This window comes from Modestobacter sp. VKM Ac-2986 (assembly GCF_026967795.1).
GTDB lineage: Bacteria > Actinomycetota > Actinomycetes > Mycobacteriales > Geodermatophilaceae > Modestobacter.
The window spans coordinates 309280-334762 of sequence record NZ_JAPVBH010000002.1 but is presented as its reverse complement, the minus strand read 5'-3'; the positions used below and the strand labels follow the sequence as shown (position 1 = coordinate 334762).

Here is a 25483-nt window from a genome sequence, read left to right as displayed (position 1 = left end):
CCGGTCGTGGACCAGGGAGGACGTGCGGAGCGACTACCCTGCCGCCCATGGCCGACCAGTCCACGCAGTCGATCGTCGTCGCCGCCCCCGCGGCCGAGGTCATGGCCGTGATCGCCGACTTCCCGGCCTACCCGCAGTGGGTGGCCGCGGCCAAGGAGGTCGAGGTGCTCGGCACCGGCCCCGACGGGCGGGCCTCCCAGGTGCACTTCGTGCTCGACGCCGGTGCGGTCAAGGACGACTACGTGCTGGCCTACACCTGGGACGGTGACCGCCGGGTCGACTGGACCCTGGTGAAGGGCCAGATGCAGAAGCAGCAGGACGGGTCCTACTCCCTGGCCGAGTCCGCTGGGTCCACGACGGTCACCTACGCGATCACCGTCGACCTCACCATCCCGATGCTCGGGTTGATCAAGCGCAAGGCCGAGAAGGTCATCCTGGACACCGCGCTCAAGGAGCTCAAGAAGCGCGTCGAGGGCTGATGGGCTCCCTCCAGGTCCTCCTCGTCACCGGCCCGGGTGGCGCCGGCACCTCCACCGTCGCCGCCGCCACCGCCCTCTCCCGGGCGCGGGCCGGCGCACGGGTCGTGCTCCTCGGCGCCCAGTCGCCCGTGGTCCCCGGCGTCGCCGACGCGGTGACGGTCGACGTCGTGGCCCCGCTGCCGGCGCTGGAGACCCTGTGGGCCCGGCACGCCGAGCAGCTGACCGCCGCGGTCCCGGTGCTCACCGTGCCGCCGGCCACGTCGGTCGTGCCCGTCCCCGGGGTGACCGCGTTCGCGCTGCTGACCGCGCTCGCCGGCCACGTGCGCGCCGGGGACGCCGACGTCGTCGTCGTGGACGCCGGCCCGCTCGCCGACGCGACCGCGCTGCTCGCCCTGCCCGGCGCCCTGCGCTGGTGGCTGGGGCAGCTGGCCCCGACCCGGCTGCGGGTGCTTACCACCCTGCGCGCCGCCGCGACCCCCGGCCGCCCCGGTGCCGCCACCGGGCTGCTGGACGCCGCCGCCGCGGTGGAGGACCTGCTGGACGCCGTCCCGCTGGCCGACCCCGCCCGCACCGCCGTGCACCTGGTGCTGCGCCCCGAGCCGGCCGCCGCCGGCCAGCTGGAGGAGACCGCCGCGGCGCTGGCGGTGCTCGGCCAGCGAGTCGCCTCGGCGACCGTGGCCCGGGTGCTGCCGGTGGGGGCGGGGGAGTGGTGGGCGGCCCGCGCCGCCGTGCAGTCCGACGCCGTCGCCGCCGTGCGCGCGCTGTCTGTCCCGGTCGCCGAGGTGGCCGAGGCCGCCGTCCCGCCGGGCTCGACGGCCGACCTGCTGGCCCTGGACGCCGCGGTCCCGGAGACCGCGTCCGCCGCGCCGGCGCCGCCGGCGTCCCGGCGGACGGCGGAGGGGTGGACGCTGGACGTCGCCCTGCCGCACGCCCGCCGCGGCGAGGTCGGGCTGACCCGCTGGGGCGACGACCTGGTGGTCACCGCCTCCGGCGTCCGCCGGTCGCTGCCGCTGGACGCGCTGCTGCGCCGCTGCACCGTGGTGTCCGGGCACCTCACCGCCCCCGGCACCGGGCAGGCCACCCTGGAGGTCCGGTTCGCCCCCGACCCGGCGCAGTGGCCGCCCGGGCTGCTGTCGGCCACCACCGGACCGGCCCGGAGCGAACGGAGGACCGCGTGACCACCCCCGGACCCGACTGGGTCGAGCAGGCCCGCCGGCTCGCCGCGGGCCTGGCCGCCGAGCACGCCGCCGGGACGTCGCTGTCCGACGTCCTCGGCGGGCTGCTGGGCGGCGCGGCCACCGCGTCCCCGGCCGGTGCGCCCGCGGCCGACGACCACTCCGCGGAGTGCCGCTGGTGCCCGGTGTGCACCGGCCTGGCGGCCCTGCGCGGCCGCCGCCCCGACCTGCTCGAGTCCCTGGCCGACGTCCTCACCTCCGCCGCGACGACGCTGCGGGCCCAGGCGGCCGCCCAGGGCGCCCCCTCCCGTCCGGACGGCAGCGCCGCCGCAGCCGGCACACCCGACCCCGCCGCGTCCACCCCGGACGCGGCCGCTCCTCCGGAGACGACCGTGCCCCACACTGCCCCCGTCCAGCGGATCGACGTCGCGTGAGCGCCTCCGACACCGACCTGGGCTCGCTGCCCTACGGCTGCGCCGAGGACGCCGCCGCGCTGCCGGCGCTCGGCATCGACATCGGCGGGACCAAGGTCGCCGGCGGCGTCGTCCTGCCCGACGGCACCGTCACCGACACCGCCCGCCGGCCCACGCCGGGCAAGTCGGTGGCCGCCACCGAGGACGCGATCGCCGCCGTCGTCGACGAGCTGGCCGAGCGGCACGGCGGCCCGCTGGTCGGCGTCGGCGTCGGCGCGGCCGGCTGGTTCGACCGCACCGGCGACACCGTGCTGTTCAGCCCGCACCTGGCCTGGCGCAACCAGCCGCTGCGCAAGGAGCTGTCCGACCGGCTGCAGCGCCCGCTGTGGGTGGGCAACGACGCCGACGCCGCCGCCTGGGCCGAGTACCGCTACGGCGCCGCGCGCGGCAGCAGCCTGATGCTGATGATCACCCTGGGCACCGGCATCGGGGGCGGGATGGTCATCGACGGCCGGCTGCAGCGCGGCGCCCACGGCGTGGCCGGCGAGTACGGCCACATGCGGGTCGTGCCCGACGGCCGGCTGTGCGCCTGCGGCAACCGCGGCTGCTGGGAGCAGTACGCCAGCGGCAACGCGCTGGGCACCACTGCCCGCGAGGTCGCGCACTCGTCCCCGGCCGCCGCCGCGCACCTGCTGGACCGGGTGGACGGCGACCCGGACCGGATCACCGGTGAGGACGTCGCCCGTGCGGCTGCCGACGGCGACCCGCTGGCCGGTGAGCTGCTGGCCGAGGTGGGCACCTGGCTCGGGCAGGGGATCGCGGACCTGTCCGCGGTCCTGGACCCCGAGGTGGTCGTCATCGGCGGCGGCGTGAGCGTGCTCGGCGAGACGGTGCTGGGCCCCGCGCGCCAGCGGCTGGAACGGGCGCTGCCCGGCCGCGGCTTCCGGCCCGGCCCGCGGATCGTGGCTGCCGAGCTCGGCGCCCAGGCCGGCCTGGTGGGCGCGGCCGACCTCGTCCGCCGCGCCGTGTGCGAGGGCGACAGCTGAGCTGAGCGCGCGCTGGTCCCGGGTCGGTCCGCCGGCCGGGGCCGCTGAGCGGCCGGGTCGGCTCGGGCGCGGCTGCGCCGGGGCCTGCCGGCACCGAGGACCTCCTGAGCCACGGTCACCGCGTCGACGGACCTGTCCCGGGTCACGGGCGCGCCCCCGGCGTCGGGACCGGGGGCCTGCGCTCAGACGACCGCGCCGTCGTCGCCGTCCTCGGTGGAGCGTTCCCGCATCCGGGAGACCAGGACGCCGACGCCGCCGATCAGCGCGGCCACGCCGAGCACCAGACCGGTGTCGGCCGACAGCCCGAGCCGGCCCGGCGCGATGACCAGCACCGCGCCGGCCAGGATCAGCAGCAGCGAGTACAGCGAGGCCGGCGCCAGCACCGGCAGCGGCGGGGGCGGCGGGGGCTCGAAGTGCTCCTCGGGCAGGTCGAGCACCGAGCGCTCGGCCGGCGGCGGGGGCGGGTCGTCGCGTGGCACGCCGGGGGCGGCGGTCGGCCCGTGCTCGGCCTCGAAGGCGGCGACGATGCGGGCGAAGGCCTCGTCGTCGGCGGCCGGGTCCCGGGCCGGGCGCGCGGGCGGCTGCGCCGGCAGCGGCGGGACGGGCGGCCCACCGTGCACGTCGAGCACCGCGGCGGCCTCGGCGCGCCGGGCCCGGTCGACGAAGAGCCGGTCGGTGGGCGGGCTGGGCAGCGAGACGCCCCGGGTGTAGGGGTCGACGTCGGTGGAGGGTTCCAGGTACGCGGCGATGCCGGCTGCGGCCAGCACGTCGAGCAGGTGCTCACCGACCCGCGGGTCGACGTCGCGCAGCGGGTGCCACAGGACCGCGTCCAGGCCGTTGTCGCGGCGGCCGCGTCCGCGGCGGGGGAGGGTCACGCCATCGTCCCGCGGGCGGCCGGGACGCGGTCGCGGATCCACTGCACCGACCGGTCGAACAGCAGCGGGGCGTCGTTGTCCAGGGTCGCGACGTGGAAGCTGTCGTGCAGCAGGACCTCGGTGGTGTCGGTGCTGGCGGCCCGCTCGAGCAGCAGCCGGGTCGAGGACGCTTCCACCACGTGGTCGGTGACGCTGCGGAACACCAGCAGCGGCGCGCGCACCCGGCCCAGGTCGGCGCGCACCGCCGTCCACAGCCGGCGCAGCGCCACCGCGGCCCGGGTCGGCAGCCGCGGGTAGGCGAGCTCGGTGACGCCGGGCTTCTTGATTTCGCCGGCGATCGCGGCCCAGACCGGGGTCACCCGGGCCAGGACCGGCAGGAGAGCCGCGTCCCGGCGCTCGGTGAGCAGCGAGGGGTTGACCAGCACCAGCGCCGCGACGTCGTCCGGCCGGCGCTCGGCCAGCCGCAGCGCCAGCGTGCCGCCCATCGACAACCCGGCCACGACGACGGCGTCGCACCGGGTCAGCAGGTCGTCGAGCGCGGTGGACAGCGCGCCGTACCAGTCGTCCTCGGTGCTGGCGTTGGCGTCCTGCCAGCGGGTGCCGTGCCCGGGCAGCAGCGGGCAGCTGACGGAGAAGCCGGCCCCGGCCAGGTGCTCGCCCCAGGCCCGCATGCTCTGCGGGGTGCCGGTGAAACCGTGGCACAGCAGCACCCCGACGGCCCCGCCCGGCAGGTCGAACGGCTCGGCCCCGGCCATCACCGGTGTGGCCTGCGGCATCGGTCCTCCGGGGAGCGCTGGGTGGGCGGCTGGGGCAGGATGTCCCCGGACGGCTCGCCGATTGTCGGACGGCAGCAAGCCTCCCTAGTCTGACAGTCGCTGAGGGAGGCGCGTTGTTCTACTGGTTCCTCAAGTTCGTGGCCGTCGGGCCGATCGTCAGGCTCGCGCTGCGGCCCACCGCCGAGGGCACCGAGCACGTGCCGGCCAAGGGCGCGGCGATCGTGGCGAGCAACCACCTGTCGGCCGCCGACTGGGTCTTCATGCCCCTGTCGCTGCGCCGCCGGGTCACGTTCCTGGCCAAGGCCGAGTACTTCACCGGTCACGGGCTCAAGGGCGCCGCGCAGCGTGCCTTCTTCGCCGGCAGCGGTCAGGTGCCCATCGACCGCACCAACGCCAGCGCCGCCGAGGACGCCATCCGCACCGGGATGCGCATCCTCCGCGAGGGCAGGCTGCTGGGCATCTACCCCGAGGGCACCCGCTCGCCCGACGGCCGGCTGTTCCGCGGCAAGACCGGCGTCGCCCGGATGACGCTGGAGACCGGCGCCCCCGTCGTCCCGGTCGCGATGGTCTACCGGCCGCGCCGGGTGCCGCTGCCGGGCCGGGCCGGCCGGGTGCTGGGCGAGGTCTTCGCCGAGGTCACCGTGCGCTTCGGGAAGCCGCTGGACTTCTCCCGCTACGCCGGGCTCAGCGGTGACCGCTTCGTCGAGCGCTCCATCACCGACGAGATCATGTACGAGATCATGGAGCTGTCCGGCCAGGAGTACGTCGACCTGTACGGCGCCAAGGTGAAGAAGTCGATGGACACCACGGGTGCCTCGGCGCAGGACGCCGTCGGGCGCCTGCAGCCGCAGCCGCGCGAGGCCGTCGACCGGCTCCCGGACTCCCTGGCCGGGTGACCCGCGCCGTTCACCCGGCGTGCGAGGGCTCCGCGGGCAGGACGGCGACGGCCTCCACCTCGACCAGCTGGTCGGGGTACCCGAGCACGGTGACCCCGAGCAGCGTGCTGGGTGCGTCGTGGTCCCCGAAGGCCGCCCGGACGACGTCCCAGGCGGTCACCAGGTCGGCCCGCTCGGTCGACGCCACGTACACCGTCGTCCGCACCACGTCGGGCAGCCCGGCCCCGGCCGCGGCGCGCGCGGTGACCAGGTTCGCCACCACCTGCCGTGCCTGCCCGGCGACGTCGCCGACCGCGACGGTGGTCCCGGCGGCGTCCAGCGGGCAGGCGCCGGCGGTGAACACCGTGCGGCCGGGGCCCACCACGGCGGCGTAGGCGTACGGGGCCCGGTCGGTCAGGCCGGCGGGGCGGACGAACTCGATCGCTGCGGGCACCGGCCCATCCTGCCCGGAACGCCGCCGTCCGGTCTCCCGTTGGACGGACATGGGCACCGGGGGACGACGGGACCGCACGGCACGGCTGCGCCGGCGACTGGACGCCGACCCGCGGGTCCACCGGGTGCGGCGGCCGGTCGCCCCCGACCGTCCGGGGCAGACGTTCGAGCTGGCCTACGTCCGGGAGGGCCCGGCCGGCGACCAGCCGCTGCTCGTCCTCCCCGGTGGCCCGGGCCTGGCCTCGGTGCTGCCGTACGCCGCCTTCCGGGACGAGGCGGCCCGGCGCGGCATCGACGTGGTCATGGTCGAGCACCGCGGCGTCGGGCTGTCCCGCACGGACGACGAGGGGCGGGACCTGCCGCCGGAGGCGTTCACCATCGAGCAGGTGGTGGCCGACCTCGCGGCGGTCCTCGACGACTGCGGCGCCTCGCGGGCCGTTGTGCACGGGTCCTCCTACGGCAGCTACCTCGCCGCCGGGTTCGGCGTCCGGCACCCCGGGCGGGTGGCCGGGATGGTGCTGGACTCGGCGGTGCTGAGCGCGCACGACGACCGGGTGGTGCGCCGGACGCTGCGGGAGCTGTACTGGGAGGGCCGCCACCCGAGCACGGCGCGGGCCGCGGAGCTGATGCGCGCCGCCGTGGCGTCCGGGGCGGTGACCGTGGAGTCGACCGGTGCGGTCGCCCAGCTGGTGCACGAGTTCGCCGGGCCGGACGCCCTCGAGCAGCTCCTCCGCCTCCGGCTGTCCGGGCGCGGCCGACGTACCTGGGAGCGGCTGTCCACGCTGGGGGCCGCCGAGGCCGACGTCCGCCGGCCCCTGTTCATGGAGTCCGACCTGGTGGCCCGGATCGCGTTCGCCGAGCTCGGCTACGCACCCGATCCGGACGGGCAGCCGCTGGACGTCAACCTCTCCTTCGCCGCCGCCGCCGCTGCCACGCCGTTCACCGGTGAGCCCTACGACCTGCGGGTCGAGCTGCCGGACTTCTCGTGGCCGACCGCGGTGGTGTCCGGGGACCGCGACCTCCGCGCCCCGCGGGCGGTGGCCGAGGAGGTCACCGGGCTGCTGCCCGACGCCGTGCTGGTACCGCTGGCCGGGACGGGCCACAGCGCGCTGGACACCCACCGCGCAGCGGCGCTGCTGGTCGACCAGGTGGTCCGCACCGGTGGGCACCACCGGCTGTCCGCGCTGGCCCCCCGGCTGTCCGCCCTCCCGCGGCGTGGCCCGTCCCGGCTGCTGGGCACCGCTGTCCGGACGGCGCTCGCGGTCGAGCGGGTGCTGCCGGCGAGCAGGGCGGGCTGACCGGTCCGGCTCAGACCGCCGTCGTGGTGGCCGCGTCGGTCGTGCCGTGCAGGGCGACGGCCGCCTTCTCCCGGTGCCGGTCCAGCCGGGCCATCACCGGGGTCGCGGCGATGCCGTGGACGACGACCGAGCCCAGCACGACCAGCACCGTCACCCGCCACAGCTGCTCGGCCCCGGCGAACTCGGCCTTCTCCAGCGCGTAGGCCAGGTAGTACAGCGAGCCGATCCCGCGGACGCCGAAGAAGGAGATGACCGCGCGCTCCCGGCGTCCGGTCTTGCCCCGCGCCAGCCCCAGCCAGCCGGCGGCCGGTCGGACGACGAGGAGCACCAGCACGGCCAGGACGACCTCGGCCACCGTCACGTCGGCCAGCGCCCCGCGGGCGACCGCCCCGCCCAGCAGCACGAGCAGGACCATCGTCAGCAGCCGCTCCACCTGCTCGACGTAGGTGTGCAGCGTCTTGTGCGCGCCGTGGGCACGCTCCGCGGCGCGGATCGTGCACGCGCAGACGAAGACGGCGACGAAGCCGTAGCCCTCGGCGAGCTCGGTGACCCCGTAGGCCAGGAAGACGGTGGCCAGGGCGACGAAGCCCTCGGCCCGCTCGGCGAGCCCGACCTGCTGGGAGCGGGCGGAGAAGAACAGCAGCCGGAGCACCCAGCCCACGGCGATGCCGATGGCCACCCCGGCGGCCAGCCGCCACAGCACGTCCAGCAGCAGCCAGTCGACCAGCCACTGCGAGGGCGCCGCCCCGACGGTGGCCATGGCGATCGCGGCGTAGGTGAACGGGAAGGCCAGCCCGTCGTTGAGCCCGGCCTCCGCGGTGAGGGCGAAGCGGGCCTCGTCCTCGCTCTCGATGTCCTCGGTCGGCTCGCCGACCTGCACCTCGGTGGCGAGCACCGGGTCGGTGGGGGCCAGTACCGCGGCCAGCAGGACGGCCGCGGCGGCGCCCAGGCCCAGCAGCCAGGCGCCCAGCAGTGCGGTGACGACGATGGTCAGCGGCATGGTGACCGCCAGCAGCCGCCAGGTGGTGGCCCAGCGGTGCCAGCCCACGGGCCGGTCCAGGGCCAGGCCCGCGCCGAGCAGCGAGATGATCACGCACGCCTCGGTCAGGTGCACCGTGATGGTCGCGTGCTCCATCGGGTCCGGGTCGGGCAGGCCCTGGAACAGGGCGAAGACGACGAGCCCGACGGCGACGACCACCATCGGCACGGAGACGGGGAGCCGGCGCAGCAGCCGGGGCAGCAGCGCCGCCAGCAGCGCGGCGGCGCCGGCCAGGGCGTAGGTCGTGCCGGTGGGGTCCACGCCGGTCAGCTCGCCGCGGACAGGGTGGGCTGTGGTGCGTCGTCCTGGCTCATCGCTCACAGGATGCACGCCCGCCGCCGTCCCGGCCCTGCGGCCCCGGGCGGCCCGGGCACCCGGACGCCTACGGTGTCCGCGTGACCGTGCGGCGCTTCTTCTACGACACCGAGTTCATCGAGGACGGCACCACGATCGACCTGGTGTCGATCGGGGTGGTCGACGAGACCGGCCGGGAGTTCTACGCCGTCAGCACCGAGTTCGACCCCGACCGGGCCGTCCCGTGGGTGCGCCGCAACGTCCTGGACCAGCTGCCGCCCCCGGCGGACAAGGCGTGGCGCAGCCGGCAGCGCATCCGCGAGGACCTGCTGTCCTTCCTCACCGCACCCGGGGAGGAGGTCGAGCTGTGGGCCTGGTTCGCCGCCTACGACCACGTGGTGCTGGCCCAGCTGTGGGGCGCGATGCCCGCGCTGCCCCGGTCGGTCCCGCGGTTCACCCACGAGTTGCGCCAGCGGTGGGACGACGCCGGCCAGCCGGCCCTGCCCCCGAAGCCGGCCGGCACCCACGACGCCCTGGTCGACGCCCGCTACAACCTCACCCGCTGGCAGGTCATCGAGGCAGCGGAGCGGGCCGCCGGCCGCTGAGTGCGGGGAGGCGGCCTCGGCGCACACCGTGCCCGGGAACGCGGACGGGGCCGCCGGCAGCTGAGCGCTGCTGACGGCCCCGTCCCGGCCTCCTCGCGGGGTCCCTACACGGTGAAGACGTTGATCAGGCGGTTCAGCTCACCGGAGAGCTGGTCGAGCTCCCGGGCCGCGGTGCGCGCCTGGTCGACGTCGGCCGCGGTGCGGTCGGCGTCGTTGGTGACGTCGTTCATCGTCTCGGTGACCGAGGTGGCGCCGTCGGCGACCGAGCTGACGCTGCGGGAGAGCTCGTTGGTGACCGCCGTCTGCTCCTCCACCGCGCTGGCGATGGTGGTCTGGTGGTCGTTCATCTCGCGGATGACGGCCACGATCTGGCTGATCGAGCCGACCGCCGCGCTGGTGTCTGCCTGGATCGACTGCACCCGCTGGTGGATCTCCTCGCTGGCCCGCGAGGACTCCTGGGCCAGCTCCTTGACCTCGGTGGCGACGACGGCGAAGCCCTTGCCGGCCTCCCCGGCGCGGGCGGCCTCGATGGTGGCGTTGAGCGCCAGCAGGTTGGTCTGCTCGGCGACCGCGGAGATGACCTTGACGACGTCGCTGATCTCCCGCGAGCTGGTGCCCAGGGCCGCGATCGCGGTCTCGGTCGCGGCGGCGAGGTCGACCGCACCCTGACCGACGTGGCTGGCGTCGCTGGCGCTGCGGGCGATCTCGCGGATCGCCGAGCCCATCTGCTCGGCACCGGCGGCGGCGGAGGAGACGCCGGAGCTGATGTCGGAGGCCGCGGCGTGGGCGTGGCGGGCCTGGTCCCGGCTGCGGACGGCGCGCTCGCCGAGCCCGTCGGCGATGCGGGAGACCCCGGAGGCGGAGGACGCCAGGGAGCCGGCGGCCGAGCCGATGTCCCGGATGGTGCCGGCCACCTTGTCCACGAAGCGGTTGAACGCCGCGGCCAGCTCGCCGACCTCGTCGCGGGCGGACTCGTCGACCCGCTGGGTGAGGTCGCCCTCGCCGTCGGCGATCTCGGCCATCCGCTGGCGCAGGCCGTCCAGCGGTGCGGTGAGCCGGCGGCCCATCGACCAGGCGATGAAGAAGCCGACGACCCCGATCAGCAGGGCGGCGACCACCAGCGCGGTGGCCATCGCCGAGCGCCCCTCGTCCAGCCGGGTGACCGGGCCGGCGAAGTCGCTGTCCTGGGCGTCGACGACGAGCACCCAGTCCCACGGCTTGTAATAGGCGACCTGCACGGTGTGCGTGCCGGTCGCGTCGTCCCGGTAGCGGACGGTCGCCTGCTCGCCGTCGCCCAGCTCGACCGCGGCCGCCACGACCTCGGCGATGTAGGCCTTGCCGTCGGCGTCCTGGGCGTCCATCAGCGCGGTGCCCTCGGACTGCCCGTCCTTGCTGATCAGCACCGTGCCGGCCCGGTCGCCCGTGCCGCCCAGGGCCCAGACCGTGCCGTTCTCGCCGGCCGTGGTGGTCTGCAGGCTCTCCCGCAGGGCGGGCAGGTTCTCCTGCTTGACGCCCACGTAGACCATGCCGATCACCTGGCCGGCCTCGTCGAACAGCGGCTGGTAGGCCGTGACGTACCAGGAGTCGACGACGAACGCCGTCCCCCGGTAGGTCTGACCGGCCAGGACGGCGCCGATGACGGCGTTCGGGGCGTTGTCCGCGCCGACCGCGGGGATGTAGGTGCCGATGGCCCGGCTGCCGGTGGCGCTGACGACGTTGGTGCCCACGCGGAGCATGTCGCCGGCGTCGTTCATCCGCTGGAAGATCGTGGTGGTGCCACCGACGAGGGACTGCACCTGGTCGACCACGGGGGTCGGCTGCGCCACGTCGGCGTTCTGGCCCAACCAGTCCTCGCCCACCAGGACGCGGGGAAGCGCGACCGGGGTGACCTCACTGGTGACCTGGTTCTTGGCGTCCCACTGGACGGTGTTGCGGGTGGGCGAGCCCAGGCTCAGCCCCCCGTTCTGCTGGAGGACGTAGTTGGCCACCTGCAGGTCGGAGTCGACCTTGGCCGCCGTGGACTCGCCCTGCGTCGCCACGACGTCGTAGACGCCGTCGGCGGTCTGCTCGATGCTGTGGTCGACCAGCTCCTGGACGTCGACCCGGGCGTCGTCGGCGAACCGCCCGCTCTGCCAGGCGCTCACCCCCACCATGGCCGTCCCCGTGACCGCGATGCTGGCGACCGCCAGCGCCACGACCTTCGTCCTGATGCCCCTGCGCACGTGTGCTCCCTGGCCCGCTTCCCCGGACGGGAGATCCCGCCTCGGGTCCCTCATCGGCAGGGGGGTCGATCACCGGTACCGGTGGCCCCGCTGGGGCCGCGCGGTGCCGGTGGGGCTGCGGGCCGCCGGTACCCTCGTGTCGTGAGCCTCCCTGAAGCCGCTGAGCTGGTACCGGACCTGGACCGGTGGCGGGAGCTGCCCGCCGCCCAGCAGCCCGAGTGGCCCGACCGCGCCGCGCTGGACGCCGTGCTGTCCACCCTCACCACCGTGCCGCCGATCGTGGCGCCGGCCGAGGTCGACAGCCTGCGGGCCCAGCTGGCCGACGTCGCGCAGGGCAAGGCGTTCCTGCTGCAGGGCGGGGACTGCGCGGAGACCTTCGACCTGAACACCGAGCCGCACCTGCAGGCCACCACCCGCACGCTGCTGCAGATGGCCGTCGTCCTCACCTACGGCGCGAGCGTGCCGGTGGTCAAGGTCGGCCGGGTCGCCGGGCAGTACGCCAAGCCGCGCTCGTCCAACACCGACGCGCTGGGGCTGCCCTCCTACCGGGGCGACATGGTCAACTCGCTCAACCCGGTGCTCGAGGAGCGGATCCCCGACCCCAACCGGCTGGTGCGCGCCTACGCCAACTCCGCGGCAGCGATGAACATGATCCGGGCCTACGCCCGCGGTGGCATGGCCGACCTGCACGCCGTCCACGACTGGAACAAGGACTTCGTCGCCAGCTCCCCGGCCGGGGTGCGCTACGACGTCATCGCCCAGGAGATCGACCGGGCGCTGGCGTTCATGCGTGCCTGCGGCATCGACTCCGAGGCGATGCGCGGCGTGGAGCTGTTCAGCAGCCACGAGGCGCTGATCCTGGACTACGAGCGCGCCCTGCTGCGCCTGCACGAGGGGCGCCCGTACGCGCTGAGCGGGCACTTCGTCTGGGTGGGGGAGCGCACCCGCCAGATGGACGGGGCGCACATCGAGTTCGTCTCCCGGCTGGCCAACCCGATCGGCGTGAAGATCGGCCCCACGACCACCCCGGAGCAGGCCACCGAGCTGGTCGAGCGGCTGGACCCCGAGGGCCTGCCCGGCCGGCTCACCCTGATCAGCCGGATGGGCAACGGGAAGATCCGCGACGTCCTCCCCGGCATCGTGGAGAAGGTCACCGCCAGCGGCCACCAGGTCGTGTGGCAGTGCGACCCGATGCACGGCAACACCCACGAGTCGCCGAGTGGCTACAAGACGCGGCACTTCGACCGGGTGGTCGACGAGGTGCTCGGCTTCTTCGCCGTGCACCGCTCGCTGGGCACCTGGCCCGGCGGCATCCACGTCGAGCTCACCGGTGAGGACGTCACCGAGTGCCTCGGCGGGGCGATGGAGATCAGCGACGACGACCTCAACAGCCGGTACGAGACCGCCTGCGACCCGCGGCTGAACACCGGGCAGTCCCTGGAGCTGGCGTTCCTCGTCTCCGAGATGCTGCGTTCGTGACGAAGGGCCCCACTGCCCCCCACCACTCGCAAGCTCGCGGCGGGCCCCTGCAGTGGGGCCGAGAGGCACAGTCGAATGACCAGTTCTGACACCACCGGCGCCGTCGACCTGCGCTCGGACACCCTGACCCGTCCCACTCCCGGCATGCGGCGGGCGATGGCCGAGGCCGAGGTGGGCGACGACGTCTACGTCGAGGACCCCACGGTCAACGCCCTGGAGGAGCGGGTCGCGGACATGTTCGGCCACGAGGCTGCGCTCTTCGTGCCCAGCGGCACGATGGGCAACCAGATCGGCCTGCGGCTGGTCTGCGAGCCCGGCCAGGAGGTCCTCGGGGACGCCGACGCGCACGTCTTCACCTACGAGATGGGTGCGGCGGCCGCGCTGTTCGGGCTGTCCTCGCGCACGGTCGTCTCCGGTAGCGGTGGGGGCGGGTACGGCGACGCCGGGACGGTGTCGGCCGACCAGCTCATCGCCCAGGTGCGCCCGAAGGACGACTGGCACCTCACCGCGACCGCCGCGGTGGCCGTGGAGAACACCCACAACCGCGGCGGCGGGCTCGTGCAGCCGCTGGCGGAGCTGGAGAAGCTCTGGGACTGGTCCCGCGGGGCCGGGGTCAACGTGCACCTCGACGGCGCCCGGATCTGGAACGCCCACGTCGCCTCCGGCGTCCCGCTGTCCACCTACGGTCGGCTCGCCGACACCGCCTCGGTCTGCCTGTCCAAGGGCCTGGGCGCACCGGTCGGCTCGGTGCTGGTGGCCAGCGCCGAGCGCATCGCGGCCGCCCGGCTGTGGCGCAAGCGGCTCGGTGGCGGGATGCGGCAGGTCGGCGTGCTGGCCGCGGCCGGCGCCCACGCCCTCGACCACCACCTCGAGCGGCTGGCCGAGGACCACGAGCACGCCCGGCTCCTCGCCGACCTCCTCGGCGCCGACCCGGCGCGGGTGCACACCAACATGGTCGTGCTCGACGACGTGGACGCCGAGACCGTGGTGCCGGCCGCCCGGGCCCAGGGGGTCCTGGTCGGGCACGTCAGCGCCCGGCGGGTCCGGCTGGTCACCCACCTGGACGTCGACCGGGCCGGGGTGGAGCGCGCAGCGAAGGTGCTCGGCGAGCTCATCGCCCGCTGACCGGCCGCCCCGCCGTCGGCGGGCCGGACCGGACGCCGTGGCCCGGGGGCTGGTCGTCGTCCTCGCCGGGTCCCGCGAGATGTGCGATCTCGTGGCCACCCGGGGCCGGAGGCCACGAGATCGCAGACGTCGCGGCGGGCACCGAGTCCGAACCGAGATGCGCGGGGGACGTGCGGGGGAGCCGCCCCTGACACAGTGGTCACCTCCTCCGTGACCGCGGGGGAGACCCGGTCACCGACGACTCGAAGAGGTCCCCCGTGCCACCACCGGAACCCGTCCTGGGCACCACCGCCCTGCTGCTGATCGCCGTCGCCGCGGTCGCCCTGCTGCTGGTGCTGATCATGAAGTTCAGGGTCCACGCCTTCGTGGCGCTGGTCCTGGTGAGCCTGCTGACCGCTCTCGCCACCCGCATCCCGGTCGGCGACGTGGTCTCCACACTGCTGTCCGGCTTCGGCTCGACGCTGGCCAGCGTCGCCCTGCTGGTCGGGCTCGGGGCCATGATCGGCAAGCTGCTGGAGGTCACCGGCGGCGCGCAGGTGCTGGCGGACACGCTGATCAACCGGTTCGGTGAGCGCCGGGCGCCGCTGGCCCTGGGCGTGGCCTCGCTGCTGTTCGGGTTCCCGATCTTCTTCGACGCCGGCTTCGTCGTCTTCCTGCCGATCATCTTCAGCGTCGCGCGGCGCTTCGGCGGCTCGGTGCTCACCTACGCGCTCCCCGCCGCCGGCGCCTTCGCCGTCATGCACGCCTTCGTCCCGCCGCACCCCGGCCCGGTCGGCGCCGGTGACATCCTCGGCGCCGACATCGGCCTGCTGGTGGTGGTGGGCCTCGTCGTCGGCCTGCCCACCTGGTACGTCGCGGCCTACCTGTACGGCCTGTGGGCCGGTAAGCGGTTCCAGGTGCCGGTGCCCTCGTCGGTGGCCGGCGCGGCCGACCACGACGGCGAGGGCACCGGCGGGGGCGTCACGACGGCGGTCGGCCGCAAGGCCCCGCCCCGGTTCAGCACCGTGCTGCTGCTCCTCCTGCTGCCGCTGGTGCTCATCCTGCTCAACACCGGGTTCACCACGCTGGCCACCGCGGGCGCCGTCGACGAGGAGGCCGGCTGGCTGCAGTGGGTCACCCTGCTCGGCCAGACCCCGGTCGCCCTCCTGATCACCGTGCTGGTCGCGATGGTCGTGCTCGCCCGGGAGCGGTTCAGCCGCGCAGAGACCGAGACGCTGCTCAACGACTCCCTGGGCCCGGTCTGCGCGATCATCCTGATCACCGGCGCGGGCGGCATGTTCGGCGGCGTCCTGCGCGCCAGCGGCATCGGCACCGCCCTGGCCGACAGCCTCGAGTCGATCGGCCTGCCGGTCATCGTGGCCGCGTTCGTGATCGCCACCTGCCTGCGGGTCGCCCAGGGCTCGGCCACCGTGGCGCTGCTGACCACCGCCGGGCTCATCGCCCCGGCCGTCGAGTCCGCCGACCTGTCCCGGCTCGACGTCTCCCTCGTGGTCATCGCGATCGCCTGCGGTGCCACCGTGCTGTCCCACGTCAACGACTCGGGCTTCTGGCTGGTCGGCCGGTTCCTGGAGATGGACGTGAAGACCACGCTGCGCACCTGGACGGTGATGGAGACGCTGATCGGCGTCGTCGGCTTCGTGATCGCCGCGCTGCTGAGCCTGGTCGTCTGACCACGCACAGGGCCGGGCCGCCCGCGGGGTGCGGGCGACCCGGCCCCGGGTGCGGTCGGCTCAGTACGCGCTGAAGAGCAGGTCGTTGGCCGCGGTCCGGGTGGTCTTCACCCGGTCCTTGGTGGTGGCCCCCAGGACGGCGGTCGAGACCGTCGCCGGGCTGGCCGTGGGGTTGCCCTGCAGGTAGAGCGCGGCGACGCCGGCCACGTGCGGGGTGGCCATCGACGTCCCGCTGATGGTGCTGGTCGCCGTGGCGGAGGTGTACCAGTCGCTGGTGATGCCGACGCCGGGGGCGAACAGGTCGACGCAGGAGCCGTAGTTGCTGAACGAGGCCGGGGCGTCGGTGCGGTCGGTGGCGCCGACGGTCAGCGCGGCCGGCACCCGGGACGGCGAGCCGCCGCAGGCGTCCTGCGGGACCCCGCGGGAGTTGCCGTTGCCCGCGGCCACCGCGTAGGTGACGCCGTCGGCGATGGAGCGCTGCACCGCCGCGTCGACCGCGGTGCTGGCCCCGCCGCCCAGGCTCATGTTCGCCACGGCCGGGGCACCGGCCTGGTGGTGGGCGGTGACCCAGTCGATGCCGGCGATGACCCCGGCGTTGGTGCCGCTGCCCGCGCAGTCCAGCACCCGGACGCCGACCAGGCGCACGCCCTTGGCCACGCCGTACCGCGCCCCGCCCACGGTGCCCGCGACGTGCGTGCCGTGGCCGTTGCAGTCGTCGGCGGTCCCGCCGTCCACCGCGTCGTAGCCGGACACCGCGCGCCCGGCCAGGTCGGTGTGGTCGAGGCGGACCCCGGTGTCGATGACGTAGGCGGTGACCCCCGCGCCGGTGGCGGTGTAGCTGTAGCTGCTGCTCAGCGGCAGGGCCCGCTGGTCGACCCGGTCCAGGCCCCAGGTCGCCCCGCTCTGGGTGGCGGCCAGCTGCACCGGCTGGTCCAGCTCCACCGACGCGACCCCGGGCAGCGTCGACAGCCGGGCGGCCACGGTGGTGGGCAGCGTGACGGCGAAGCCGGTCAGCGCCGCGGTGTAGACGTGGTCGACCTCGCCGCCGAGCCGCTGCACGGCCTGGGCCGCGATCGCCGCCGCCGGGGAGCCGGGGGTGAGGCTGACGATGTAGGTGTCCTGTGCCTGCGGGGCGGCGGAGGCGGTGCCGGCACCGACCCCGGTCACCGTCAGGGCGGTGACGGACAGGGCGCTGAAGGCCAGCGTGGTCAGACGGGTGCGCATGGGCCGGGGCTCTCCTCGATGCGGTGAGGCCGCACTCTGTGGTGCGACACGGACACGTCGAGTGAAGCCCGCTCGTCCCGGAGGGGGAACCCCCGGGCCGGTGGGATCGTTTGCGCCCGGCGCGTCGCCGACCGTGGGCGTGTCAGCCGGCAACCGGGGCCCGACCTGCGAGGACGCCGTCCCGCAGGGCGCACAGCAGGGCGATGTCACGGGCGTGGCCGTCGTCCTCGCTGGGGGTCTCGACGACCACCGGGACGCCGGAGACCGCCGGGTGGGTGAGCAGCTCGGCGAAGGGGGCGGTGCCGATCGAGCCGGCGCCGATGGTGGTGTGCCGGTCGCGGGTGGAGCCGCAGGCGTCGAGGGAGTCGTTGGCGTGCACCAGCCCGAGCCGGCCCGGTCCCACGGTGGCCACCAGCGCGTCCAGCGTGGCGGTCATCCCGCCGGGGGCGGCGAGGTCGTGCCCGGCGGCCCAGGCGTGGCAGGTGTCGAAGCAGACGCCGACCGCGGGGTGGTCCTCCAGCGCGGCCAGGTAGGGCCCCAGGTCCTCCACGGTCGCAGCCAGCGACCGCCCGCCGCCGGCGGTGGGCTCGATCAGCAGCCGTGGCGCGCCCTCGGGCAGCTCGTCCAGCACCGGCAGCAACCGCTCGTGCAGTTGGGCCAGCGCCGCCTCGTACCGGTCGGCGCCGACCGCGGAGCCGGCGTGCACCACGACGCCCTGCACGCCCAGCTGGGTGCCGCGGGCCAGCGTGTGCCGGACGGTCTCGACCGACTGGTCGACGGTGGCCTCGCTGGGGGAGCCCACGTTGACCAGGAACGGCGCGTGGACGAACGACGGCACCCCGCGCTCGGCGCAGCCCGCGGTGAACGCGGCGTCCTGGGCCGGGTCGCCGGCGCTGGGCCGCCAGCCGCGGGGGTTGCCCACGAACACCTGGACGGCGCGGGCCCCGACGGCGTCGGTGTAGGCCAGACCGCCCTTCGCGAGGCCGCCCCTGACCTGGACGTGCGCGCCGACCGGCGGCGGGGTGTGCGGGGAGGTCACGGGTGCGCGGGTCAGCCGAACGTCGCGAGGATGGTCACGGTGGTGCCCAGGTCGACGGTCTCCCCGGCGGCGGGGGTCTGCCGGATGACCCGGTTGCCGAAGAACTGCTGCACCTCGACGTCCAGGCCGGCCTCCTCCAGCACGCGCTGCGCGTCGTCCCGGCTCTGGCCGGTGACGTCGGGCACGGCCACCTGGGGCAGGCCCTCGGAGACGGTGATCGTGACCTCGCTGCCGTACTGCTGCGCGCCGGCGTCCGGGCCGGGGGTGACCGCCATGACCGAGCCGACGGGCACCGAGGCGGTCCGGTCGCCGTCGCGCTGCACGGTGAAGCCCAGCTGCTCCAGGGTCGACTGCGCGGCCTCGGGCGACTGGCCCACGACGTCGGGCACGTCGACCGGGGCGGGCCCGGAGGAGACGACGACGGTGACGGTGTCGCCGCGCTTGAGCGCGGTGCCCGGGGCGGGGTCGAAGGCGAGGACGGCGTCGCGCGGCACGTCGGCGCTGAAGTCGTCGGCGCGGGCGACCGTCACGCCGGGCAGGTCGGTGGACAGCCGGGCCAGCACCTGGTCGACGGGCTGGCCGACGAGCTCCCCGCCGACGGTGAAGCGTTCGGGCCCCCGGGAGGTCACCAGCTGCACGTCGGTGCCGCGGATCGCCTCGCCCTGCGCGGGGTCGGCGGAGATGACCGCGCCCTCGGGGACGTCCTCGCTGAACTCCTGCGCGCCGAGCTCCGGGTCCAGCCCGGCCTCCTGCAGCAGTCCGATGGCGGTGTCGCGGTCCTTGCCGACCAGGTCGGGGACGTCGGTCCAGCGCCCGGTGCCCAGCCACCACGCCACCGCACCGATCGTGACGGCCAGCAGCAGCACCAGGGCGACGGCGAGCCGGGCCCGGCGCCGGCGGATGTGCTGCGGCACGCCCGGGCGCACCGGGGAGGGGCGGGCCCGGCCGACGGCGGTGGTCGGGCCGCCGCCCATGCCCGGCAGCACGGTGGTGCCCCGGCCGCGGTCGCCGCGGACCGCCCCGAAGACCTCGGTGCGCGGGTCGCCGACGGGGTCGCTGTGCCGGCCGCCGGGCGAGCTGGGGTGCCGCGGGCGGGGCGCGGTCGACCGGGTGATCGGCCGCAGGGTGGCGGTGGGGTCGCCGGCCGGGCGGCCGGTGGGCACCGGCACCCGGGCCAGGCCCAGGTCCGCGCGCAGGTCGGTCAGCTCGGCGAGGAAGGCCCCGGCGTCCAGCGGCCGGCCGGCCGGGTCGCGCCGGGTGGTGCGGGCGACCAGCTCGTCGACCTGCCACGGCACGCCGGGCACCTCGGCCGACGGTGCGGGCACGTCGTGGTGCACGTGCTGGTAGGCCACGGCCAGCGCGCTGTCACCGACGTAGGGCGGGTGGCCGGTGAGCAGCTCGTAGAACATCACGCCGGCGGCGTAGACGTCGCTGCGGGCGTCGCTGCGCCCGCGTTCGAGCTGCTCGGGGGACAGGTAGGCGACGGTGCCGATCAGCACCCCGCCGGTGTGGCTGGTCTGCCCGGTGCCGGCCACGGCGCGGGCCAGGCCGAAGTCGGCGACCTTGACCTGGCCGTCGGTGGCGATCAGGACGTTCTCGGGCTTGACGTCGCGGTGGGCGATGCCGGCCCGGTGGGCGGCGGTCAGCCCGGCCAGCACCGGCTCCAGCACGGCGAAGGCCTCACCGACGGTCAGCCGCCCGCGGGCCTGCAGCAGGTCGCGCAGCGTGCGGCCGCGGACGAGCTCCATGACCAGGAAGACCAGTCCTTGGTCGGCGCCCTGGTCGCTGACGGAGACGACGTTGACGTGGCTGAGCATCGCGGTGGCCCGCGCCTCGCGGGTGAACCGGTCGACGAACGCCGGGTCGTGGGCCAGGTGCTCGGCCATCACCTTGACCGCGACCGTGCGGTGCAGCCGCAGGTCGGTGGCGGCGTAGACGGTGGACATGCCGCCGCGCGCCAGGCGCTCCTCGAGGCGGTAGCGCCCCTCGAGCACCAGGCCGACCACGGGGTCGGTCACGACGGTCTCCACGGGGGCGAGTCTAGGAGCGCCGAGGGCGCCGGGACCGTGATGACGCGGGTCGTCAGGTCACGGGACGGACACCGGTCGACGGGAGTGACCAGGCGGACGCGTGGGACGACGCAGCGTGGTCGGGGAGCGCCCCGGGTGGCCAGTGGGACGGCTGGGGGGCGACGGTGCGCTGCCCGCGTGTCCAGCGCCGGCGGCGGGTGCGGGACGGCGCGGGGACGGCGGCTGGTCGCCGTGCGCGCGAGGTGTCCGGTCCACACGCCCCCCATGGTGTGCGCTGACCCTGGCAGCAGGCTGCCGGGAGGCCGCGCCACGCCGTCGGGACCGCTGTCGGCGCCCGGCGGGGCGCGCGGTGACCGGCCGCCCGCTCGCGGGCCCGCCCGGCGCCATAGGCTCGGCGGTCATGGACACGCTCACCCCCGCTGAGGTCGCCGCGCAGCTCGGCGTCTCGACCAACAAGGTCCGCCAGCTGATCGCCGAGCGGAAGCTGATGGCCGTGCCCGGCAGCGGCAACAGCAAGATCCCCGCCGACTTCATCCAGGACGGCGCCGTCCTCAAGCACCTGCCGGGCCTGCTCACCGTGCTCTACGACGGCCGGTTCACCGACGAGGAGGCCTTCGCCTGGCTCTTCGAGGTCGACGACTCCCTGCCGGGCACGCCGGTCGAGGCGCTGCGCGGCGACCGGCACACCGAGGTCACCCGCCGCGCCCAGGCGCTGGCGCTCTGACGACCCGTCGCTGACCCCGCGCGCGCGGGGTCAGCGGCCGGTGCCCACCCGGGCGAGCTGCGCGGCGGTCAGCCGCCGGGCGAAGACGGCGAGCCGGCGTGGCTTGGACACCCGCACCCGGCCGTCGAGCACCCGGTACCCCGCCCGCTCGATCTCGGTGAGGATGCCGCCGTAGAGGTCGGTCGCGGCACGCACGCAGTCGCGCGACTCCCGGGCCAGCATCGGCGTGCCGAGCGCGGCGTCGTCGTAGCGGCGGCGGGTGACGTCGACCATCTCGCGCATCAGCGCGGTGAAGCCGGGGGTGTGCCGCCGGGCGGACAGCTGCTCGCGGGTCACCCCGTGCGCGGCCATCATGTCCTCGGGCAGGTAGACCCGGCCGCGGTCGACGTCCTCGGCGACGTCGCGGAGGAAGTTGGTCAGCTGGAAGGCCTCGCCGAGCGCGATCGCGTGCGGGGCGGCCTCCTCGCGGACCACGCCGGGGGCGGTGCCCAGCACGGGCAGCACCTGGAGCCCGATCACCGACGCCGAGCCCCACATGTACCGGTCCAGCGCGGCCAGGTCGGGGTAGCCGGTGACGTCGAGGTCGCTGGTCATCGCGGCCAGGAAGTCGACCAGGTGCTCCAGCGGGATGTCGTACCGGCGGTAGGTGTGCGCCAGCGCCAGCCGCACCGGGTCGTCGGACCAGCCGGCCTCGACCTCGGCCAGCGCGGCCCGCGACCAGGTCAGCAGCTCGCCTTCGGGGTCCCGGCCGGGCTCGTCGGCGCCCACGTCGACGATGTCGTCGGCCACCCGCGCGGCGGCGTAGAGCGCGTGGACGGCCGACCGGCGGTCGGGGGTGAGCAGCCGGGTGGCCAGGAAGTAGGACTTGCCGTGCTCGGCGGCGATCCCGCGGCACACCGCGTAGGCGGCGTCCAGCTGCTCCTGCTGGGCCGCGCGGGTGCTGGGGGGAGCGACCGTCACGCCGGCACCGGGCCGGTGATCCGCTCCGCGGCCAGCCGCCCGCTGATGACCACCATCGGCACGCCGACGCCCGGCTGCACCGACGAGCCGGCCAGCACGACGTTCTCCGGGCCGCTGCGCGGCAGCGTCGAGGGCCGGAACGGGCCGGTCTGGCCGAAGGTGTGGGCGAGGGCGAACGGCGTGCCGGCGACCATGCCCTGGGCCTCCCAGTCGCGGGGGTCCAGCAGCTCCTCGACCTCGATCGCGTCGCCGATGCCGGTCCAGCCGCGGGCCTCCAGGGTGGCCAGCAGCTCGTCCCGGTAGGGGCCGCGCAGCCGGGGCCAGTCGATGTCTGGGTTGCCGCCGCTGCGCGGGTCCAGGTTCGGCGTGGGCGCCACGACGCTGAGCACCTGCCCGCCCTCGGGGGCCAGCGAGCGGTCGGTGCGCGAGGGCATGCTGATCAACAGGCTCGGGTCGCTCATCGGCCGCCCGTCGCGGGTCAGCTCGTCGAACACCTGCTGCCAGGACTCCCCGAAGCTGATCGTGTGGTGCGCCTGGCCGGGCAGCTCGGCCTTCACGCCCAGGTGCAGGGCGACGCAGGACGGCGAGTAGACCGGCCGGCGCGGACCGCGGAGCCCGGGCACCAGCCGGTGCGGGGCGTCGGCGGTGACCACGACCGCGTCGGCGGGCAGCAGGTCGCCGCCGGCCAGCGCGACACCGGTGACCCGGCTGCCGGAGGTCTCCAGCCGGTCGACCTCGGTGCCGTAGCGGAACTCGACCCCGGCCGCGGCCGCGGCGGCGGCCATCGCCCGCGGGACGGCGCCGATCCCGCCCTGGGGGTGCCAGACCCCGGCGCCGATGTCGAGCTGGGCGATGACGGCGTAGGCCGCGATCGCCTTGAACGGCGACACCCCGGCGTAGAGGGCCTGGAAGCTGAACAGCCGGCGCAGCCGGTCGTCGGTGAAGAAGCCCTCGACGTGGTTCGACAGCCGGCGGAACCCGCCCCGGCGGACCAGCTGGAGCAGCTCGGGGCCGAGCAGGTCCAGCGGGGAGTCGAGGTTGCGGTCGATGAAGGTGCGCAGCTGCAGCTCGTAGAGCTCGGCCAGGTCGTCGAGGTAGCGCAGCAGGGCCGCGGCCTCGCCCGGCCCGCACAGCGCCTCGACCTCGGCGGCGAAGGCGGTGCGGTCGGCGTGCACGTCCAGGTGCGAGCCGTCGGCGAACTGCGCCCGGTAGGTGGTGTCCAGCGGCGTGAGCGTGAGGGTGTCCTCCATCCGCGCGCCGAGGGCGGCGAAGGCGTCGGAGACCACCTCGGGGGCGGTGAACACCGAGGGCCCGGTGTCCAGTGCGTAGCCGCGGCGCTCCACCCGGCCGGCCCGGCCGCCGGGGCCCGGGACACGGTCGACGACGGTGACCTCGCGGCCGGCGCCGCGCAGCCGCATCGCCGCCGACAGCCCGGCCAGGCCCGCGCCGATGACGACGACCCGGTCGGTGCGGCCGGGGACGGTGCGCAGGGGACGGTCCAGGAAGCGCTTCATGCCGCGCGGGTGGTGGCGGCGACGGCGAGGGCGTCCAGCGCCTGGCGGGCGTCGTCGGCCAGGGGTGCGCCGGCGATCGCGGCTCGGGCCTGGCCGGTCTGCTCGGCGATCCGCTCCTCGACCCGGGCCAGGGCGCCGCTGCGGGTCATCAGCGCCCGGACGCCGTCGAGCTCGGCCGGGTCGGCGGCGCTGTTGCCCAGCGTGCCCGCCAGCAGACGCCGGCCGGCGTCGTCGGTGCCCTCCTCGGTCAGCGCGACCAGCAGCGTGCGCTTGCCCTCCCGCAGGTCGTCGTCGACGGACTTGCCGGTGACCGAGGGGTCGCCGAACACGCCCAGGACGTCGTCCCGCAGCTGGAAGGCCTCGCCCAGGGGCAGGCCGACCGCGCTGCAGACCTCCATGGCCGCGGGCCCGGCGCAGGCCAGCGCGGCGCCCAGCTGGAGGGGGCGCTGCACGGTGTAGCCGGCGCTCTTGAACCGGGCGACCTTGAGCGCACCGGCCGGGCCGGGCAGGCCACCGGCGGCGCGCAGCAGGTCCAGGTACTGACCGGCGGTGACCTCGGTGCGCATGGTGTCCCAGACCGGGCGGACCCGGGCCAGGGCGTCGGTGGAGATGCCCGACCGGCGCAGCAGCTCGTCGGACCAGACCAGGGCCAGGTCGCCGACCAGGATCGCCGCGCCCACGCCGAAGGCCGCCGCGTCGCCGTCCAGGGCGTGGCCGTCGTGCCGGTCGGCGAAGCCCACGTGCGTGGCCGGGCGGCCGCGCCGGGTGACGGCGGCGTCCATCACGTCGTCGTGCACCAGGGCGGAGCTGTGCACCAGCTCCAGCGCGGCCACCGCGCGCAGCACCGCGTCGTCGGTCTCGCGCGCCACGCCCGAGGCGGCGGCGAAGCCGCGCCAGCCCCAGTAGGCGAAGGCCGGCCGCAACCGCTTCCCCCCGCCGGCGACGGCGACGACCTCGTCGGCGACCGGCACCAGCTCGGCGGCCATGGCGGCCAGCGTCTCGCGCTGCTCGGTCAGGAAGGAGCGGAGCGCCGACTCGACGGCGGCCCGCAGCCGGTCGAGGTCGGCGACCGCGAGAGCGGGTCGTCCCGTGGTCTCGGTGGCGCTCCCGGCGGAGGGTTCGCGCTGCTGCGTCCCGGTTGTCACGAGGCGAGTATTGCCCAACTCGGCGTGGCGCGACCGCCACCGGGTGGCGTTCTGCCGACAGGGCGCCCGGCGCGCACGTAGTCTCGACCCCCGTGACCGGCACCGTTCGCGACCTGCTCTCACGCGAGCAGCCCACCTGGTCCTTCGAGTTCTTCCCCCCGAAGGACGACACCGGCGAGGTCCAGCTGTGGACCGCGCTCCGTGAGCTCGAGCGCCTCCAGCCCTCGTTCGTCTCCGTCACCTACGGCGCCGGCGGCTCGACCCGCGAGGGCACCGTCTCGGTGACCGAGCAGATCGCCAGCGACACCACGATGCTGCCGCTGGCCCACCTGACCGCGGTCGACCACAGCGTCGCCGAGCTGCGGCACGTGATCAGCCGGCTGGCCGCCGCAGGGGTGCGCAACCTGCTGGCGCTGCGCGGCGACCCGCCCGGTGCCGACCCGCAGGCCGAGTGGGCCGCGCACCCCGACGGGCTCCGCTACGCCGCCGAGCTGGTCGAGCTGATCAAGGGCATCGGCGACTTCTGCGTGGGCGTGGCCGCCTTCCCCGAGCAGCACCCGCGCTCGCCGGACCTGGAGTCCGACACCGACATGTTCGTGGCCAAGTGCCGTGCCGGTGCCGACTTCGCGATCACCCAGATGTTCTTCCGGGTGGAGGACTACCTGCGGTTGCGCGACCGGGTCGCCGCCCGCGGCTGCGACGTGCCGATCATCGCCGGGGTCATGCCGGTCACCAACGCCCGGCAGATCACCCGGATCGTGCAGCTGTCCGGGCAGGCGTTCCCCGACGAGCTGGCCGACCGGTTCGCCGAGCTGGACGGCGACACGCCTGCCCAGAAGCGGGCCATGCGCGCCTACGGCGTAGAGGTGGCCACGCAGATGTGCCAGCGGCTGCTCGCCGAGGGCGTGCCCGGCATCCACTTCATCACCATGAACCGCTCCACGGCCACGCGTGAGGTCTACGCGAGCCTGGCCGGGGAGGGCGTCGACACCGGGGCGCCGGCCGCGGCGCTGGCGGTCTGAC

General features: G+C 75.6%; 23 protein-coding genes. 12 read left to right on the top strand and 11 right to left on the bottom strand.

What is annotated here, in order from left to right; genetic code table 11:
* The first annotated feature begins 47 nt into the window (after nt 1-47).
* The 4 genes from O2W14_RS05840 to O2W14_RS05825 are packed head-to-tail and all read left to right on the top strand — an operon-like array spanning nt 48 to nt 3113.
* Nucleotides 48-479, top strand: coding sequence for an SRPBCC family protein (locus O2W14_RS05840; protein ID WP_269175137.1), 432 nt, complete (start codon nt 48-50; stop codon nt 477-479).
* Complete coding sequence (locus tag O2W14_RS05835; protein WP_269175136.1) at nt 479-1657, top strand: ArsA family ATPase; 1179 nt, start codon at nt 479-481, stop codon at nt 1655-1657. The genes O2W14_RS05840 and O2W14_RS05835 overlap by 1 nt, the downstream gene beginning before the upstream one ends.
* On the top strand, nt 1654-2088 hold the full coding sequence (locus tag O2W14_RS05830; protein WP_269175135.1) for a hypothetical protein: 435 nt from the start codon (nt 1654-1656) through the stop codon (nt 2086-2088). Before O2W14_RS05835 ends, O2W14_RS05830 begins: the two co-directional genes overlap by 4 nt.
* Complete coding sequence (locus O2W14_RS05825; RefSeq protein ID WP_269175134.1) at nt 2085-3113, top strand: ROK family glucokinase; 1029 nt, start codon at nt 2085-2087, stop codon at nt 3111-3113. Before O2W14_RS05830 ends, O2W14_RS05825 begins: the two co-directional genes overlap by 4 nt.
* 182 nt (nt 3114-3295) lie before the next feature.
* On the opposite strand, the gene O2W14_RS05820 is transcribed toward O2W14_RS05825, so the two are convergent.
* Entirely contained in the window at nt 3296-3988 is a 693-nt protein-coding gene (locus O2W14_RS05820; protein WP_269175133.1) for a hypothetical protein, read from the bottom strand.
* Nucleotides 3985-4764, bottom strand: coding sequence for an alpha/beta hydrolase (locus O2W14_RS05815; RefSeq protein WP_269175132.1), 780 nt, complete (start codon nt 4762-4764; stop codon nt 3985-3987). The genes O2W14_RS05820 and O2W14_RS05815 overlap by 4 nt, the downstream gene beginning before the upstream one ends.
* Before the next feature lie 113 nt (nt 4765-4877).
* Here O2W14_RS05815 and O2W14_RS05810 point away from each other — a divergent pair, with 113 nt between their 5' ends.
* On the top strand, nt 4878-5660 hold the full coding sequence (locus O2W14_RS05810; RefSeq protein WP_269175131.1) for a lysophospholipid acyltransferase family protein: 783 nt from the start codon (nt 4878-4880) through the stop codon (nt 5658-5660).
* Between the two features lie 10 nt (nt 5661-5670).
* Here O2W14_RS05810 and O2W14_RS05805 read toward each other — a convergent pair whose 3' ends face one another.
* Nucleotides 5671-6093: a RidA family protein gene (locus tag O2W14_RS05805; RefSeq protein ID WP_269175130.1), complete on the bottom strand. Its 423-nt coding sequence runs from the start codon at nt 6091-6093 to the stop codon at nt 5671-5673.
* Nucleotides 6094-6142: 49 nt separating this feature from the next.
* On the opposite strand from O2W14_RS05805, the gene O2W14_RS05800 reads away from it, so the two are divergent.
* Nucleotides 6143-7390, top strand: a complete 1248-nt coding sequence (locus tag O2W14_RS05800; protein ID WP_269175129.1) for an alpha/beta hydrolase — start codon at nt 6143-6145, stop codon at nt 7388-7390.
* Between the two features lie 10 nt (nt 7391-7400).
* On the opposite strand, the gene O2W14_RS05795 is transcribed toward O2W14_RS05800, so the two are convergent.
* The gene (locus O2W14_RS05795; protein WP_269175128.1) at nt 7401-8690 is read right to left on the bottom strand and encodes a cation:proton antiporter domain-containing protein; all 1290 of its coding nucleotides are present in this window, start codon (nt 8688-8690) and stop codon (nt 7401-7403) included.
* 134 nt (nt 8691-8824) lie between these two features.
* On the opposite strand from O2W14_RS05795, the gene O2W14_RS05790 reads away from it, so the two are divergent.
* Entirely contained in the window at nt 8825-9328 is a 504-nt protein-coding gene (locus O2W14_RS05790) for a polyadenylate-specific 3'-exoribonuclease AS (RefSeq protein ID WP_269175127.1), read from the top strand.
* 104 nt (nt 9329-9432) lie between these two features.
* Here O2W14_RS05790 and O2W14_RS05785 read toward each other — a convergent pair whose 3' ends face one another.
* Nucleotides 9433-11550 (bottom strand): methyl-accepting chemotaxis protein, encoded by a 2118-nt coding sequence (locus O2W14_RS05785; protein WP_269175126.1) that lies wholly within the window; start codon nt 11548-11550, stop codon nt 9433-9435.
* 141 nt (nt 11551-11691) lie between these two features.
* On the opposite strand from O2W14_RS05785, the gene O2W14_RS05780 reads away from it, so the two are divergent.
* From O2W14_RS05780 to O2W14_RS05770, 3 genes are all read left to right on the top strand, one after another.
* Nucleotides 11692-13029: a class II 3-deoxy-7-phosphoheptulonate synthase gene (locus tag O2W14_RS05780; protein ID WP_269175125.1), complete on the top strand. Its 1338-nt coding sequence runs from the start codon at nt 11692-11694 to the stop codon at nt 13027-13029.
* Nucleotides 13030-13104: 75 nt separating this feature from the next.
* Nucleotides 13105-14154: a threonine aldolase family protein gene (locus tag O2W14_RS05775; RefSeq protein ID WP_269175124.1), complete on the top strand. Its 1050-nt coding sequence runs from the start codon at nt 13105-13107 to the stop codon at nt 14152-14154.
* A gap of 257 nt (nt 14155-14411) precedes the next feature.
* The gene (locus O2W14_RS05770; protein ID WP_269175123.1) at nt 14412-15824 is read left to right on the top strand and encodes a GntP family permease; all 1413 of its coding nucleotides are present in this window, start codon (nt 14412-14414) and stop codon (nt 15822-15824) included.
* A gap of 60 nt (nt 15825-15884) precedes the next feature.
* Here the strand turns inward: O2W14_RS05770 and O2W14_RS05765 are convergent, their stop codons facing one another.
* The 3 genes from O2W14_RS05765 to pknB form a co-directional block, all read right to left on the bottom strand.
* Complete coding sequence (locus O2W14_RS05765) at nt 15885-17048, bottom strand: S8 family peptidase (RefSeq protein ID WP_269175122.1); 1164 nt, start codon at nt 17046-17048, stop codon at nt 15885-15887.
* 142 nt (nt 17049-17190) lie between these two features.
* Nucleotides 17191-18087, bottom strand: coding sequence for a deoxyribonuclease IV (locus tag O2W14_RS05760; RefSeq protein WP_269175121.1), 897 nt, complete (start codon nt 18085-18087; stop codon nt 17191-17193).
* A gap of 11 nt (nt 18088-18098) precedes the next feature.
* Nucleotides 18099-20117, bottom strand: coding sequence for a Stk1 family PASTA domain-containing Ser/Thr kinase (gene pknB / locus O2W14_RS05755; RefSeq protein WP_269175120.1), 2019 nt, complete (start codon nt 20115-20117; stop codon nt 18099-18101).
* Nucleotides 20118-20517: 400 nt separating this feature from the next.
* Between pknB and O2W14_RS05750 the strand changes: the two genes are divergently transcribed.
* Complete coding sequence (locus O2W14_RS05750; protein WP_269175119.1) at nt 20518-20841, top strand: Rv2175c family DNA-binding protein; 324 nt, start codon at nt 20518-20520, stop codon at nt 20839-20841.
* A gap of 30 nt (nt 20842-20871) precedes the next feature.
* On the opposite strand, the gene O2W14_RS05745 is transcribed toward O2W14_RS05750, so the two are convergent.
* Genes O2W14_RS05745 through O2W14_RS05735 form a run of 3 tightly spaced genes read right to left on the bottom strand, consistent with a single transcriptional unit; the run spans nt 20872 to nt 24460 of the window.
* Nucleotides 20872-21801: a phytoene/squalene synthase family protein gene (locus O2W14_RS05745; protein ID WP_269175118.1), complete on the bottom strand. Its 930-nt coding sequence runs from the start codon at nt 21799-21801 to the stop codon at nt 20872-20874.
* Complete coding sequence (gene crtI / locus O2W14_RS05740; RefSeq protein WP_269175117.1) at nt 21798-23315, bottom strand: phytoene desaturase family protein; 1518 nt, start codon at nt 23313-23315, stop codon at nt 21798-21800. The genes O2W14_RS05745 and crtI overlap by 4 nt, the downstream gene beginning before the upstream one ends.
* Complete coding sequence (locus O2W14_RS05735) at nt 23312-24460, bottom strand: polyprenyl synthetase family protein (protein ID WP_269175116.1); 1149 nt, start codon at nt 24458-24460, stop codon at nt 23312-23314. Before O2W14_RS05735 ends, crtI begins: the two co-directional genes overlap by 4 nt.
* Nucleotides 24461-24552: 92 nt before the next feature.
* Between O2W14_RS05735 and metF the strand changes: the two genes are divergently transcribed.
* Nucleotides 24553-25482 (top strand): methylenetetrahydrofolate reductase [NAD(P)H], encoded by a 930-nt coding sequence (gene metF, locus O2W14_RS05730; RefSeq protein ID WP_269175115.1) that lies wholly within the window; start codon nt 24553-24555, stop codon nt 25480-25482.
* Nucleotide 25483: the final 1 nt, after the last annotated feature.